The sequence below is a fragment of the Halalkalicoccus tibetensis genome (assembly GCF_037996645.1).
Taxonomy (GTDB): Archaea; Halobacteriota; Halobacteria; order Halobacteriales; family Halalkalicoccaceae; genus Halalkalicoccus; species Halalkalicoccus tibetensis.
Window position 1 is genome coordinate 1 of the sequence record NZ_JBBMXV010000013.1, and the last position, 14122, is coordinate 14122.

12 protein-coding genes and 4 pseudogenes are annotated in these 14122 nt (G+C 54.2%); 8 read left to right on the top strand and 8 right to left on the bottom strand.

The window, feature by feature from the left end; genetic code table 11:
- Nucleotides 1–534 precede the first annotated feature (534 nt).
- On the bottom strand, nucleotides 535–837 hold the full coding sequence (locus WOA58_RS18680) for a helix-turn-helix transcriptional regulator (RefSeq protein WP_340605814.1): 303 nt from the start codon (nucleotides 835–837) through the stop codon (nucleotides 535–537).
- 291 nt (nucleotides 838–1128) lie between these two features.
- Between WOA58_RS18680 and WOA58_RS18685 the strand changes: the two are divergent.
- Nucleotides 1129–1472, top strand: a pseudogene (locus WOA58_RS18685) (ParA family protein); the annotation flags it as partial.
- Between the two features lie 1037 nt (nucleotides 1473–2509).
- Nucleotides 2510–2920, top strand: a complete 411-nt coding sequence (locus WOA58_RS18690) for a hypothetical protein (RefSeq protein WP_340605816.1) — start codon at nucleotides 2510–2512, stop codon at nucleotides 2918–2920.
- A 237-nt stretch (nucleotides 2921–3157) separates the two neighbouring features.
- Here WOA58_RS18690 and WOA58_RS18695 read toward each other — a convergent pair whose 3' ends face one another.
- The 4 genes from WOA58_RS18695 to WOA58_RS18710 all read right to left on the bottom strand — a co-directional run bounded on the left by WOA58_RS18695 (nucleotide 3158) and on the right by WOA58_RS18710 (nucleotide 5721).
- Complete coding sequence (locus tag WOA58_RS18695; RefSeq protein WP_340605817.1) at nucleotides 3158–3397, bottom strand: hypothetical protein; 240 nt, start codon at nucleotides 3395–3397, stop codon at nucleotides 3158–3160.
- Nucleotides 3394–4044: a hypothetical protein gene (locus WOA58_RS18700; RefSeq protein WP_340605818.1), complete on the bottom strand. Its 651-nt coding sequence runs from the start codon at nucleotides 4042–4044 to the stop codon at nucleotides 3394–3396. The genes WOA58_RS18695 and WOA58_RS18700 overlap by 4 nt, the downstream gene beginning before the upstream one ends.
- A gap of 1290 nt (nucleotides 4045–5334) precedes the next feature.
- On the bottom strand, nucleotides 5335–5544 hold the full coding sequence (locus WOA58_RS18705) for a type II toxin-antitoxin system VapC family toxin (RefSeq protein WP_340605820.1): 210 nt from the start codon (nucleotides 5542–5544) through the stop codon (nucleotides 5335–5337).
- 9 nt (nucleotides 5545–5553) lie between these two features.
- Entirely contained in the window at nucleotides 5554–5721 is a 168-nt protein-coding gene (locus tag WOA58_RS18710) for a PIN domain-containing protein (RefSeq protein ID WP_340605821.1), read from the bottom strand.
- A 272-nt stretch (nucleotides 5722–5993) separates the two neighbouring features.
- Here WOA58_RS18710 and WOA58_RS19165 point away from each other — a divergent pair.
- From WOA58_RS19165 to WOA58_RS18725, 3 genes and pseudogenes are all read left to right on the top strand, one after another.
- Nucleotides 5994–6332: pseudogene (locus tag WOA58_RS19165) on the top strand (alpha-L-rhamnosidase-related protein); the annotation flags it as partial.
- Nucleotides 6333–6478: 146 nt separating this feature from the next.
- Nucleotides 6479–6967 (top strand): annotated as a pseudogene (locus WOA58_RS18720) (alpha-L-rhamnosidase-related protein); the annotation flags it as partial.
- 255 nt (nucleotides 6968–7222) lie between these two features.
- Complete coding sequence (locus WOA58_RS18725; RefSeq protein ID WP_340605824.1) at nucleotides 7223–8395, top strand: mandelate racemase family protein; 1173 nt, start codon at nucleotides 7223–7225, stop codon at nucleotides 8393–8395.
- A gap of 130 nt (nucleotides 8396–8525) precedes the next feature.
- Here the strand turns inward: WOA58_RS18725 and WOA58_RS18730 are convergent, their stop codons facing one another.
- On the bottom strand, nucleotides 8526–8906 hold the full coding sequence (locus tag WOA58_RS18730) for a glycosyltransferase (RefSeq protein WP_390220991.1): 381 nt from the start codon (nucleotides 8904–8906) through the stop codon (nucleotides 8526–8528).
- A 1429-nt stretch (nucleotides 8907–10335) separates the two neighbouring features.
- Here WOA58_RS18730 and WOA58_RS18735 point away from each other — a divergent pair.
- Nucleotides 10336–10998, top strand: coding sequence for a hypothetical protein (locus WOA58_RS18735; protein WP_340605826.1), 663 nt, complete (start codon nucleotides 10336–10338; stop codon nucleotides 10996–10998).
- Between the two features lie 436 nt (nucleotides 10999–11434).
- Here the strand turns inward: WOA58_RS18735 and WOA58_RS18740 are convergent, their stop codons facing one another.
- Together WOA58_RS18740 and WOA58_RS19170 are read right to left on the bottom strand one after the other, a co-directional pair.
- On the bottom strand, nucleotides 11435–11617 hold the full coding sequence (locus tag WOA58_RS18740; RefSeq protein WP_340605828.1) for a TOBE domain-containing protein: 183 nt from the start codon (nucleotides 11615–11617) through the stop codon (nucleotides 11435–11437).
- Nucleotides 11618–11864: 247 nt separating this feature from the next.
- Nucleotides 11865–12074, bottom strand: a complete 210-nt coding sequence (locus WOA58_RS19170; protein ID WP_390220992.1) for an ATP-binding cassette domain-containing protein — start codon at nucleotides 12072–12074, stop codon at nucleotides 11865–11867.
- Nucleotides 12075–12591: 517 nt separating this feature from the next.
- Between WOA58_RS19170 and WOA58_RS18745 the strand changes: the two genes are divergently transcribed.
- Entirely contained in the window at nucleotides 12592–13644 is a 1053-nt protein-coding gene (locus tag WOA58_RS18745) for a Gfo/Idh/MocA family protein (RefSeq protein ID WP_340605829.1), read from the top strand.
- Between the two features lie 347 nt (nucleotides 13645–13991).
- Nucleotides 13992–14122 (top strand): annotated as a pseudogene (locus tag WOA58_RS18750) (ThuA domain-containing protein); the annotation flags it as partial.

Sequence of the window (14122 nt, forward strand, 5' to 3'; positions counted from 1 at the left end):
CTCGCTGTAAGCTCGATTGCGGACATACCTCCGTTAAAAGAAGGATTCTTAATAAACTGTGGAAACACAGTATGTGCTGACATACGTATTATCCTTGTAGAGCTCCTACAGCACGATCGAACAACTAGATCCGATCTATTTAGTAATAGAGCGACCGAAAGACAATCAATGGCTACGGATCGATCGTCTTCTCCAGCCCTTAGCGATCAACTGGCAACTCTCCAGTCTGGGGACCCACGACGATACGCCCTCCTCAAACGGCATGTCGGTAAGCTCGAGGAACTTCTAGAAAGCGCGGACCGTAACTACGCTTCGGCAAAACAGCTCCATTCACGCTGGGAAGATCCACCGTTCCAACCCCAGATTACTGGCCAGCTTCTCAGCACAGCCGCGACACTTGATATCCTCCAGGTACATACCCACCGAAGCAATCGCAACCGATACGATCTAACTGCATACGATCAGACGCGTATGGAACACCTTGCCTCTCTTCTCGAAGCAAATCGCAACTAATCGGTGCAACGCGTAACCCTGTCAGCTGACCTCAGACTCGACGCTCACCAGTTCACCACGATATTGATCCTCCCAGTCGTGACGTGCTTGAAGCTCACGACGACCCCGCTCGGTAAGCCCATACTTGTTCGTCCGCTGATCAAGCTCGCCTTTCTTCACTAACCCCTTGTCGACGAGTGTATCGAGATTCGGATACAAACGTCCGTGGTGGATCTCGGTCCCGTAGTACTCCTCAAGAACATCTTTTAGCGCGAGACCATGTGGCTCATTGAGTCCAGCAATAACATAGAGAAGATCGCGTTGAAACCCTGTCAAGCCATTCATATCACCTAATAAAGAGAGGTGGTCGTTAAGATTCTGTATTATTTCACCTATTTTATATAAATAAAACCAATAGTGGCAGCCTTGTGCAACAGATCCGCTAAGTAGAGGTGTTGCACAAGGGAGGATATGACTTACACCTCATAACTGAAGTCGATTGACCGGCCGGAGGAGGAGTCGCCAAAAGAAGTTGAGGAACTCCGCTGTGTGGAATGATCTGTTCTCAGTAGGTGGCAGCTCGCTATGAATAAACTGAGGATTCTCGCTGTTGAATAACGGAGAGAATTACCTCTACCGAGCGTCAGTGGCTTCGAGCAAATGTACACCCAGCAGATACAACCGTTGCGCAATGAGTTCGAGATCAATATCCTGGCGATCGTCCCCACCGTCCTTTCCGGCGACAACGAAGAGCGGCGTATTATCAGCGATCTCGAAGAATCTCAGTTCGGGTCGCTTTTACCTACCTTTGCATGGTCAGCACAGTTTGATGAATCACCCGGACCAGGGATCCGTTCACGGATCGCATTCAAGCGCGCCTATCGAGAGGGAAAACCGCTTGCGAAGTTCGATCTGGACCAGAGAACGACATGACTCCACGGCTTGATGAACTTGCTACGATCGTCGAATTGTGGCGTTAAAAAGACTGCAGAAAGACGGCATACTGATGTCAGATGAGTATCTGACGTTACTGGAAGAAGACACCCCATATGCCGAATGAAACACGCACCCGGCTATTTAGTGACCGAGCCAGCGGCCGATGATCAGCGGCAGCTTAGTACCTCATCACCGATTGATATTGCCAGTCTTGCTGCAACTCAGCGAAGCCGATTCTGCGGGATGATCCAACCGGCCAGAAGGCACTTGCCCGACGCCGATAGTAAAGTATCATCAATACGGATAGGATTCGCATTTTTACACGCGTGAGGCAGGGAGGGGTGCGGCCGATATTTGAACCCTTTCCTTTACCCCCTCCCCCCCGATAACCCTGGGAGTTCTGGGTGCCCCCGAATCCTCCTTGCGATTTTGGCCTCCCAAGGCTCCCAACCTCCTTTCGCCCCCCTTGGGAGGTACGTACATGTTCTGGTATTTTGATGGCGTGCCCCTAGGGCCGATCCCGGGGCCTGGGGATGCCCTCGACCAACTCCTCGTCAAACATCGCGCGACGCGCTCGCGGCTGAATGTGCTCGCAGACGATGGCCGTGTGGGGAGGCGGGAGGTCAGATCGCGAAGTGTAATCTGGTGACTGATCGATGCCGGTCGCGTTGTCCTCAAGGGATAGCGTGCCCGTCGGTAACTTAAGGCTCGTAGTACATTGTATGGGTATGGAACCGCGCCGCAGGTACTATCCTTTGAGCCCCCACGAGGTAAATCAGGCTGTTTACCGATTGTCGCCAGCGGGGACAATGGAAATCGCCGAGCTGGTCGGCGTGTCCTGTAAGGTAGCGAATCGGCAGCTTCAGCGGCTTGAGGAAAAGGGGACGATCTGGAGCAAGAAGGTCGGCCCGACAACGGTTTGGATGCATCCATGGGTCATGCTCGAACCCGGCTGGAAGCCAAGCGGCATTTTCGAGCGAAAGCGAGGGAGGCCATCGTTCGGGACGACGTCGAGAAGCTCGCCAGCCAAGCGTCGACTATGGGGGCGTCTCTAACGATGGAGCCACGGCGTCGGTACGGCATGGCCGATCAGCGCGAGGTCGAGCAAGCGGTCTATCGACTGACGCCAGCCGGCACGGCGGAGGTCGCCGAACTGATCGGCCTCTCTCGCCAAGCGACAATGTACCGTCTTCGAGCTCTCGATCACCGCGAATATATATGGTCGAAGAAGGTCGGTCCCACGAAGGTCTGGATGCACCCCCGCATCATGGATGATCCCGATCCAAAACGGGACACATCGGCCGAGGGGTTAGAAGCTCGTGTGTTCGGCGATCTCTACCGAGTTTCGCGAGGACAGCCCCCGTATGGCGGCACGCCACGAAAGCGGTGCTTCTGCGCGGTCGATCTCGATATTGACCCCGAATCTGAGGATCTTTTTGCTCCGTCGTACGGTGGACGGATCGTCTACAAAGGGGCATCTGAAGACCAGTAATGCCATTCTTCGATTGTTCGACCATTCCCTAATGATCCTCGGGAGATGCTGCTCTTAATTGCTACTAAGAGGGAGTAGAGTGCGTTACTCGTCAGAACTGTTACTATCCGCATATTCCATTGCAGAACTCAAATCCAGAACCGAATCACAAGACTGCCTTCTGATTCTTCGCTTTTGCGCCGTGACAAACGTTTCGTGGACAAGCGAACGGCGTCTATAAGGATGCGCTATGGGCGACTATCGGGGGAAAACGTGGTCGGCGTGCAGCCAGACCTTGGTCGGGCCGATCTTTTTCGACCACACCCAGGGATTTTCGTATCGATCCTCGATCTTTCGGAGGCGATACTCGACGCCCTGGCGACTCATGCCGACATGATCAGCAATCTCCTGCGTTCCGGCGGGAGTCAAATCCTTTACCGCCTGCTTGAGTTCGTCATCGGTGACGCTTTGTTGGCTGTCGGGTTGTGGCCCCATCATTGCACCTCGAAGTCATCGGAGGCATACTTCTGCAATCCTGGGATCATTACTTTGTCGTGCCACTCGTCCTGGGCGCGGTGAAGGTCGCGGACGAGCTCGTCGTACGTGTCTTGGTGCATCCCTTTCGGACGATCGGGGACGTACGGTTCGGGCCAAGCCGGGTTGGTTGGTTCCCCACCGAGCTTTTTCCGAACCCGGTTGTATCGCATTCGGAGCGTTCGGTCGGCGTTGCCGCTGGCCCTCGAGGAGACATACCCGAAGTCTTGGCACTCTCGACAGGCGAAGCGCGGTTCACTCGAGACGGCGTAAAGCTTCGCCGCCCGGTCGCTACAGAACGGACAGCGCCACCAAGGGCGTGTCCCGCCGAAGTTACACTCGGTATGTGCGATTTTGATGTGCTGGGTGAACTCCTGCTTGTCGCCGCCGACTGTCGCGGCGAACGTGAGAGTCAACTCTTCAGGATATTCATTGTCAGTTCGCCAGCCGACTTGCGCCGTCCGGTCTCCGCCGCGCTCCCAAGAGTAGGTGCCTGCGTATTGTCCGTCTTCGCCTAAGATTTCAGTGAATTCGTTGACGTTGAGCTTCAGGCAGTCGCGATCGCTCGGTGTCGTTGCGTAGTCCGTCCGTCCAGAACCGAAGCCACCCATATGCCTGAAACGGGCCAATTCTTCATAAATTGATAGGCAAATCGGAGGATAGCAGCGAAGCCCGATCCGAGAGTGAGCGGGTTAGAGGTGGGCCTTTCCCGTTACAATCTCCTAGACCTTCTTCACTGTCTGAGAGTCGTACATCGCCCGGTCTAGGTCGGTTGCCCCGTCGAGGTGATCGTCCTGAAGGAGCTGCTTAATTTCTTCGTGAGCGTAGTTGGTCTGTCCCCTGCCGATGCCGCTGCCAGGAGCGCCGCCACGATAGTAGCACTTCCCCGAGCCGCCACGCGCTGGTTGCCGACAGCGTCCGCCTGTCGTCTTCGCAAGCGCCGTAAAGCGCCCATAGGACCGTTGGCTTCCAAGTGGTGTGAGGATCTTCGAGGGAGAACTCTTCAGCAGCTTCGTAGTCGCGATAGTCGCTGAACTTCTCGTCGAGCCGCTTCATGGAATCGTTGTGCGCCCGATAGTCGCCTGCTCATTTTCGTAGAGCTCGCGGACGATCTCGCGCTTGAGGCTGTCGTTTTTGAGACGGTCATAGGCCTTCTGTTGACGTTCCACCGCATCGATGGTTGGACTCTTGTACTCCTGTGACGATAGATCAGCCCACCACAATCACGACAACGACAGCGATAGCGATCGTCCCCGTCGCTTTTGTAGAGCTTGCCGATACGATCATCGCACTCGAGAGAGTGAAACCAGGGACGCGTCCTGCCGAAGTTGCATTCTGTATACTCGATCGGGACCTCAAAGCTGACATCGCGAGGAGATCTGGCCAGTTAGGGTATGATAGGAGACGTGCAGGACATCGACGTAGGGGTCAAACTGAACAACAGCCGACGCGACTTCGCCGCTTTTCGACGTCGACCAGGTGTCCTTCTTGGCCGATGTGCTCTCGAAGACGCCCCAGTCGTTAAGCTGATTGACGTCGAGCGGCGTGCAGTCTTCGACTATCTAAGCCATGGGTTGGTACATTGCTCTCTTAGCGATCTAGAACTAAACCATTAGGCGATTCTCGCCCGCTGTGGACGAGAAGCCGGCCATAGTCTGTCGGTTTTACTGATCGAGATGGCCCATGGGGCTCGGATCGAATCACGCGCAACGGTGGCTGGCGCTGATGAAGTGTAGGAATGAGAGGACCCAATCCAACCCATGGCGTATAGGTGTGAACAGCGGCCCCTCTACACTCGACCGTTCCCGCCGGAACAGTAAAGGCCTTCTCTTGCTGTCAGACAGTGCGTCGCCGTCTCAAGAAGCGGGTTCATGTCAGGGTCGGAGTTCGCGCCGTCCAACTCAGTAATCTTCGACAGCAATCTCGCTGACACGAGAGAACTCGCCAGTGTTTCGCGTCAAAACAGTTTGACCATGCACAGCGGCGGTGCCGGCGATCAGGACGTCGACAGCCCCCATACGCTCGCCATTGTCCATGAGCCCGCGTTGTATCTCCCAGGCGCGGCGAGCGGCCGGAAGGTCGAGCGGCAGGACGTCAATATCTTCAACCACGCCGTTGAATCACTCGCGCTTCGCGCTTGCCGCTCCCCGAAGGCCGACGCCCACCTCGAAGGCCGTTAGTGCCGACATGGCGACCGACGTCCGGCTGTCGATGAGCAGGTCGAGAACCTCAACAGCGTGCGGGTCGCGATGAATCAAGTCGTTAACGAAGGTCGAATCGAGAATCATTCGTCGTCAGTGGCCCCGCCCATGATCTCGCGGTCGAACTCCTCACGCCACTCTCGCGATCGCTCACGGGCTTGCTTGGCCTCATCGTCGTCGAGCAGCCCAACGATCTGCTTCAGGGGGGCGGCCGGCGCAGTCTGATCCTCGCCGTCGGTGGTTAGCGGGAGCCACCAGACCCGCGCTCGAGGCGAAGTACGTTTACACCGCGTTCGACGAGGACGTCAAAAGCGGCTTCGACTTCGAACGATCTGCTCAACCAGATCCACGAGAACACATTGAGGGCGTACCGCAACAATATGCAGGGCCTGCCGACCGACACTCCGACGCTCGAGAAGAACGGATGGACCGGCGACGCTCAACTGACCGCGGAAGTTGGAATCTACAACTACGATATGGCCCGGTTCTGGACGAAGTGGCTCCGCGACTTCGCCGACACCCAGCGCGAGAACGGTGAGGTCCCAACTGTCGTCCCCCATAATACTGAATACAGCATCCTTGGCTTCGAGCCGAATTTCGATTCTGTTGTGGGACCGACGCCTGGCTGGGATACAGCGTTCATTCTCATTCCGTGGTGGGTTTACCAGTACTACGGTGACGAGCGAATCCTTGAGACGCACTACGAGGGCTGGAAGCAGTATATCGACTGGATCCAGCTGTATTCCGAGGGAGACATTCTCGAGGACCTTCCCGACCAAATGTCGGATGATGAAGAGGCCATCAGCACCTTCGAAGACAGCCATGTACTCCCCGTCGGACTGGGTGGCTGGGGTGGCGCGCCGCTGACCGATACGGTGGCGGCGGTGATGAGGTGCCGATCACTTCGATGGCCTACTACTACCGCTTCGCGCAGGTGCTGGCCGAGACCGCCGCGCTCATCGGCGAGGACGAGGAGGCCAGCGAGTGGGAGACTCTGGCTGAGGAGATCCGCGAGGACTTTAACGATGTGTTCCTCGATACGGACGTCGGCTACTACCGGACCGGCCAGCACGAGGCATACCTTCAGACTTCGAATCTCTTCCCACTCGCGTTTGACATGGTACCTGAGGAGTACGAGGATGTTGTCGTGGAGAACCTCGTCGAGGACGTCATGGAGACCCACGACGGCCACCTGAACACCGCGACGCTCGGGACCAAGTACTTGCTCCCAGTACTTACCGAGTATGGCCATCACAACGTCACCTATACGGTAGCCACGCAAACTGACTACCCCAGTTGGGGACTCTGGATTGAAGAGGGACGGACGGTCTAGTCCTCAATTTCGATTATCGTCGGCGCACCCGACGGCCGGACGTTCAGTACGTGCACGTTTCTATCGTAGAGACGCCCCATTCTAGTGTACCACTCGTCGTGAATCAGATGAATTGTGTTGACCATGAAAACTCAGTCACTTGTTTAAACCTAGCGTCGATCAACGGAACGCCGCCTCGAGGGAAGGTCAAACCTGGCGACGTGAGGTCAGCAGGGAGACATAGTTTTATGACGGCACCTGATATATGCCGTTCGTATGGGTCCGACGATTACCCGCATCGAAAGTGTCGAATTCACGTATCCGCTCGAGGATATCGGAACCGACGAGGCTGGCTTCAATCTCGTCTACGAGCCCGGTGCGACAACAGAACGGAAGCTGTTCGGGCTAAAGATCCACACAGACACGGGCATCACCGGCGAATACGTGGGCGGTAATTCACCGGCTGCAGCCCAGATCAACATGTTCAGTGACTACCTCGTCGGCAAGAACCCCCTCGAACGGGAGAAACACTGGAGTGAGATCAAACGCGCACTCCGCAAGTATGACCGAATGGGCATGGGCCCGGTCGATATCGCGCTGTGGGACTTCGCCGGGAAGTATTATGATGCGCCGGTCCACGAACTGCTCGGCACGTATCGGACCGAGATTCCCGCCTACGCCTCGACGTATCACGGCGACGAGAACGGCGGGCTCGACTCGCCGGAGGCCTTCGCCGACTTCGCGGAGGAGTGTCATGACGCGGGCTTTCAGGGCTACAAGATCCACGGCTGGGGTGGAAGCGACGCCTCCCGGAAGATCGACAGAGAGACCGCGGCCGTCCACGCGGTGGGCGAACGCGTTGGTGATGACATGGACCTCATGTTAGATCCCGCCTGCGAGTACGAGACGTTTGCCGACGCGCTCAAGGTCGGGCGAGCCTGCGACGAGCAGGGCTTTTTCTGGTATGAGGATCCATTCCGTGACGCCGGTATCTCACAGCACGCCCACCGGAAACTCCGGGAGAAACTCGACACGCCGATCCTGCAGACCGAACACATCCGTGGTCTCGAGTCCCATACCGATTTCGTCGAGGCGAACGCGACGGACTTCCTCCGCGCCGATCCCGAGTATGACGCCGGCATCACCGGCGCGATCAAGATCGCCCGGATAGCCGAAGGCTTCGGGATCGACGTCGAGTTCCACGCTCCTGGACCGGCCCAGCGCCACTGCATCGCCGCGGTCCGAAATTCCAACTACTACGAACTTGCGCTGGTCCACCCGAATTGTGAAAACACCCAGCCGCCCGTGTACAAGGGCCAGTACTCCGACCTGATAGACGATGTCAAAGATGGGATGGTCGAGGTCCCTAATGGTCCAGGCCTAGGCGTCGAGTACGACTGGGATTACATCGAGGATAACCGGACCGGCAGCCTGCACGTCTACGAATAAGCCATGATGTACTACCGCAGGGAGTGGGGCCACGATTGCACCGGCGAGGACGAACAGCACAACGAGAACTGTCCCGGCGACAGCACCGGGGGCATACCACCGGAGAATCTGCGTCCACCGGACCTGGCGCTCAACCGTCTCGCGGATCGTTCCCCCCAATAGGGACAATCCACGTTCGCCCACCCGTCGCCACCTGGAGGTACTCCATGAGGAATCCGTCGTCGCTGATGGTCCGCCGAAGCTCATCGAGAAATGCGGCCTCGTCAATGTCGTCTCGCTCGAATATGATCGTGCCGCCCCAGATCTGATTACCGAGGTAGATACCTAGTGAATCAGCCGAGGCATACAGCGGTTCGAGTACTACTGACAGGAGATCCCGTCCAACGAAGTACGGCACCTCCGATACTGGACCATACTCTTCGTAGGCCGCGTTGAGGGTCGCCAGCCAGTCCGGAGGATGGTGGAAATTATCGTCCATCCAGACAAGACGATTGTGGCGTGCGGCCTCCATCTCGGCAGCGATGGCATTGGCCTTCCCTGAACAGTGTTCGGACTCACCGACGGCGATGAGTCAGACCCCTCGGGGATGTTTTGTCGTTCAGTGACGGGATCGTCCTCGACGGCGTGGATGATTAGGAGCTCGTCGCGATCTCCGAGTTGGGCAGCCAGCTCCCCACAGGCGTCGGTCTACCTCGTCGTTGGCAGGAGGACGCTCACCGATGAGCGGCAGTCATGGTGGTGCCTTCTGGTAATGCGGTGAAAAACGAACTGGTTGCTGGTATTCTCGTTTGTTTCGGATAACCACCCTCTATTCAGTCTGTCTCACGAATGAGGGGTGGGCTGACTGTTCCCTCATCGATATACCGCGCAGTATGTTGCTGGGTGTTTTGGCATCGAGCGTACAGTACCCGTGACATGGGTGATGGGGAAGTACGGTATGGAGATTGCCTGCGTTCAGCTTGTAGCCTCTGAGAATGATGATCGAATTCTTCTAACTAGCCAGCAGGAGATTCACGTTCCACCCTGAGGAGTATATGAGTCGTTGACGTGAGTATCGAGAGTGCTAAAAGCAGAGTAATTGACGGTGTGCTGCGATTTACGTTCTGTTAGAGAATGGTTTATTCATTCTGGCTGATATCGTCAAGTTCTGTTTGGCTCAAAAGCCGCCCTAAGAGAACTGGCAGATCGATCCGCCGTCCGAATTCTGGCAAGTTTGAGTGAGGGTTGTTCTACGTAGTTTAGCCCAAGAGGGCCATATTCATGCTGGGTTTGCCAGGCCCAGAGTCGACTTCGCTCATCAGTTTATGCTGAACGGTCTATGTTATATGTATTGATCGGCATATTAGTTTCGTATAGCTGAAATTAATGGAACCGAATGAATTCAGTCGACTCATCAGATAGCTGGTTGCTCACCTCCGAATCTGGTCCCGATGAGAACACATACTACAGGAGTGAGTTCATCACGGTAAAGCGAGTGATAAGGTTATCACTGTGGGTTCAATACTACGCGTAGGAACCGAGTTCTGGCCCATGTCTTATAAATCTATACCGGGAGGTGTGGGATCTCATCCCCTTATACCGATGCTTACCACAGTTCACGACTGGGCGAATAAGCAGCTCAGTCTAAAGGATGGATTGGATAATAAATCCTATGGAGAAACCACGCTCATGAGGGAAAATCGCGTCAGATAGAGGGTATTGACTTGCTCTAGAAGGGAGTCCTTCCAACTAACGAATCGCATATAAAAACAGAATATACATGATAATGGCTCTGTTGAAACCCTCTTCACGTCTCGCGATTTGCTGAGAAGCTAGTTTCCAATTGGATCTGCAAAAACCGATTGAAGGGCTGTTCTTCTCAATGTCAACTCTGAAGGATTTCAACAGAGCCATGATAATAGGAAGTCTTATTTCATCTGATGCTCTACTGATCGCTGGTTATGAAGGTGACCGATCTCATTTCACGATATACTGATGAGAACCTCTCATACGTCTACGACGATCTGGTCACAATAATTACAATAAGTGTTTTATTTTTTATACTATCAATTCCTGTTTTCACAATCGGATCCTCAATGATTGCTGCGCATAAGGTGATCAACGACGTTCATGACGGCCGTCGGATCTCAGAAATGGGGAGGATGAAAGTGATGATTAGAACCTTCTCACAGAATCTCCTGCGAGGGTTACCGATCTCGATCCTGTTACTTCTCTTGTTCTTTATGGAGTTGATGTACATCCAGATAACACTCGTTACCGGTTCGAGCACGTTCCTTGTTCTCAGTGTGGTAGGATTATACATTATAATACTAACCTTGCCAGCCTTAATTAGATCCTCTAATATAATGTCTCAGAGCGGCAGTTCTACGTTCATTGGTAGTGTTCTTCATTCTCTTCTAACGATAACATCTGATAAGAAAGGATATGTGAAACACGTCGGGAAGATGTCCCTCATTGTTGCGATCTGTTCGTTGATTCCAATACTGGGAGTTATTTTGCTTCCGGGAATTCTATCTGTCATGGAGGTCAAATCGTACGAAACCGTAGTCACCAACCGAGATGTTGCGTCCCCTAAAAAGAGTATGACTCAGCATGAGATATAGCCCCTATCACGCTATTGGTGTAGTCTTGATCTGGATAGTGCTCTCTATCTCAGGAGTCCATCCGATAGGAGTCGTCCCGATAACCATTGGTATTTTTCTGCCAAACATTGATACATTCAAAGAGAAGTACCACCGCTCTTGGCTAACGCACACTTATTTGGCACCCGCATTGTTGTTCATCGTAGTAGATCAGACCAATGTCGCGAACTCGTTACCCATCGTAGTAACCTGGATAAACCTGGCGAGTATCGGTCTCAGCATCCACTTCTTTTGTGACTATATCTATCCAAAAACACAGATGCATTCTGGATCAGAATGGCCTGTTCGACCATCGATTGGATCAACGCCGTGGGGACTCATTTGGCTAGGTGTTTCATGGTCCATTCAGTGGTTCGGATATCTAGTCGTTGAGTTCATACCCTGGGTCGGAAGAGTATTAATATTCAATTGAAATGTCCTGATTCTCACTGCTGACTTTTGCAGTCAGTTGATCGTCTCCTACTTCAAGATGCAGGTAACTCTGATCACCCACCGGTTCTACGACGGAGACTCTCGATTTACTGATGTTTTCCTCGCCATCGGGAGGTACGATATTTTCGAGGCGGATTCCAAGCGTCATATTATTCGGTGCGTTCTCCAGCCGTTTGCGCGTAGTTTCTGAAAGCGAGTATGAAAATGCAGCGTGTTCCTTCCGTGCTCGTTCCTCCCGGACAGGAAGTTCATGCTCGGTGATCCGATGAACCCTGCGACGAACTTGTTCGTAGGTTGGTTAGAGCACTCCAGCGGGGGAGCGACCTGTTACAGTTTATCGTCCTTCATCACTGCAATGCGATCGGCCATCGTCATTGTCTCGGTCTGGTCGTGGGTTATGTAAACCGTCGTAACTTCGAGATCCTGTTGAAGGTCCTGTAACTCCGTCCACATCGTCGTTCGGTAACAACCCGATTTGAGAGAGGTTCATCCATCAAAAACGCTTCTGGATCTTGCACGATGGCTCTACCGAGCGCTACTCGTTGTTGTCGTCCCCTAGAGAGTGTATTCGGAGTGATGTTTAGATAGGCTTCTATTCTCCTCATATTAGCAATTTTTTATCCTTGAACAAAGTATGGGCAGCATTGTGAAATCCAGCACTGTAGTTTACGATTTGCCGACACATTCGGGAGATTTGAGGTACGATATCTAGTGATGTCAGAGTGTAATTCTCGATATTACCGGAAGATAGAGTGGAGAGTTGTCCTAGCTTGAGGCAAATCGTTCGAGAAAGTGCCATCACTGATTACGACGTCTCGTCTATCGATACGCTGGCTATTCTTTCCCTATAAGCCACCGACGTGGTACTTCGGATTACAGATATGCTATTGTAATTCGTGCTCTGAACGAGGATGTCTGGTATGACCTGTATCGCACTTCACATGGCATCACAGCCCTCTGTGCCCACGAATCCATCATACGATCCAGAGCTGATCCACCGATTCCTGTCTCCCGAACATTCGGTTGGGTGTCAGGAGGGCATAGCGGGAATTTGAGGCGCTCGTGCGGAAAACGGTAGAACAAAATAATTATGACGATTTGGCTGTAGACGTGACCACGTCTATGACCGAACCATCCCATGCCAATCTTCGAGTCGGACTCGTTGGACTCGGAAGCCTCGGAATTCGACTCGGACGACAGTTTAGGTCTGTTCCGAATGCCGAGCTAACGGCGTTAGCGGACGTCAACGAGGACATTCAAACCGATGCCGGAAACGAGCTCTGTGTTTCGGAGGGGTCACGATACCATGACTACGAAGCGATGTTGGACGAGGAACCGCTCGATGCAGCGGTGGTAGCCACGCCGAACGGCCTCCATTATGGTCAGACAATCGCTGCACTGGAACGAGGTCTTCACGTCCTCTGTGAGAAGCCGTTGGCGACCAACGTCGAGGACGCCCTCGATCTCTTTTGGCGTGATCAGAAGAACGATCGCGTGATGATGTTGGGCTATCAGCGACATCTAAATCCCGCGTTCCTTATGGCCCGTGAGCGGTGGGCAGAGGGCGAGAACGAACCGACGTTCGTTACCGGTGAGATTACCCATGACTGGCGTTCGTACTACGAGAATATGAACGATTGGCGGATGGATCCGACTCTAAGCGGAGGCGGCCACCTCTTGAATGTCGGCTCACATGTCATCGATGCGATTCTCTGGGTGACCGGTCTCACACCGACTCACATCAACGCAGACGTCGAGTTCCACGACGAGGAGCAGATCTTTGATAAGCAGTCGTCGATCACCATCAAATTCGATAACGGCGCGCTAGCGACCATCTCAGATACGGGTATCGTCGCCCGTACGCGCGAGCATATCCACATCTGGGATGATGACGGAGCCGTTTACATCGAGGGGCGCGAATGGGACGAACGCACCGGCTACACCATTGATGCCGAAGGTACCCAACACGACCCCTATCTCGACTATCAGGGTAGGCAGACCAAAGCCGAAGCGTTCACCGCCGCCGTTCTAGATGGAGTCGAATCGCCGATCACGGTTCGTGATGCGTTCAGGACGATCGTCGTCACGATGGCCGCCTACGAATCCGGACGGACCGGAGAGCGGATCGCGCTCGCAGAGCGGTATCCGTTCGTCGAGGATGGCCTGCTTGATTGAACTGGGTACTCGTTGCCGACCTATCAGTGGTGTTCGCTCTGGACCCTATCGATGAGGGATCAGCGCACCGAACCGTCATCTCCGGGCGGTACGCTACAGTTCGGATCTCAGTTAAGTTCCTGAATTCCGTCCATCATCGAGCGGCCCACCAACTAAGTCGGCGGGACGCTCGTTGATCTATAGAACGCTGAAAACAGATGATTTTCCGCACCAGGTAGTTCGATCGTTCAGACTAGTTGGGGGACCGGAAATCCGCCTGCCGTTGAGACCTATCAGTCCGTACGGTACTGGTTGAGCGCGTTTCGATCGATCTCTATTCCGGGCCCGGTTTCTGTGGAACATCGATCGTACCACCCATGGATCGAACGGTGTTTTCAATAGATCGCTCCGGTGTCTGCTATCGTCGTGGCCGCGGGCGTATTTTTGCATTCCGCCCTGGCCATGAGGAGTATCCGATCTTTTTCCAAGACGAGATCCG

Bases quoted from the DNA above. Each gene is read 5' to 3' on its own strand.
- WOA58_RS19170 (WP_390220992.1), bottom strand. From the start codon at position 12,074: ATGAGGAGAATAGAAGCCTATCTAAACATCACTCCGAATACACTCTCT.
- WOA58_RS18695 (WP_340605817.1), bottom strand. From the start codon at position 3,397: ATGATGGGGCCACAACCCGACAGCCAACAAAGCGTCACCGATGACGAA.
- WOA58_RS18745 (WP_340605829.1), top strand. From the start codon at position 12,592: ATGACCGAACCATCCCATGCCAATCTTCGAGTCGGACTCGTTGGACTC.
- WOA58_RS18710 (WP_340605821.1), bottom strand. From the start codon at position 5,721: ATGATTCTCGATTCGACCTTCGTTAACGACTTGATTCATCGCGACCCG.
- WOA58_RS18690 (WP_340605816.1), top strand. From the start codon at position 2,510: ATGGCCGATCAGCGCGAGGTCGAGCAAGCGGTCTATCGACTGACGCCA.
- WOA58_RS18725 (WP_340605824.1), top strand. From the start codon at position 7,223: ATGGGTCCGACGATTACCCGCATCGAAAGTGTCGAATTCACGTATCCG.
- WOA58_RS18700 (WP_340605818.1), bottom strand. From the start codon at position 4,044: ATGGGTGGCTTCGGTTCTGGACGGACGGACTACGCAACGACACCGAGC.
- WOA58_RS18740 (WP_340605828.1), bottom strand. From the start codon at position 11,617: ATGACGCTTGGAATCCGCCTCGAAAATATCGTACCTCCCGATGGCGAG.
- WOA58_RS18680 (WP_340605814.1), bottom strand. From the start codon at position 837: ATGAATGGCTTGACAGGGTTTCAACGCGATCTTCTCTATGTTATTGCT.
- WOA58_RS18730 (WP_390220991.1), bottom strand. From the start codon at position 8,906: ATGGAGGCCGCACGCCACAATCGTCTTGTCTGGATGGACGATAATTTC.
- WOA58_RS18735 (WP_340605826.1), top strand. From the start codon at position 10,336: ATGAAGGTGACCGATCTCATTTCACGATATACTGATGAGAACCTCTCA.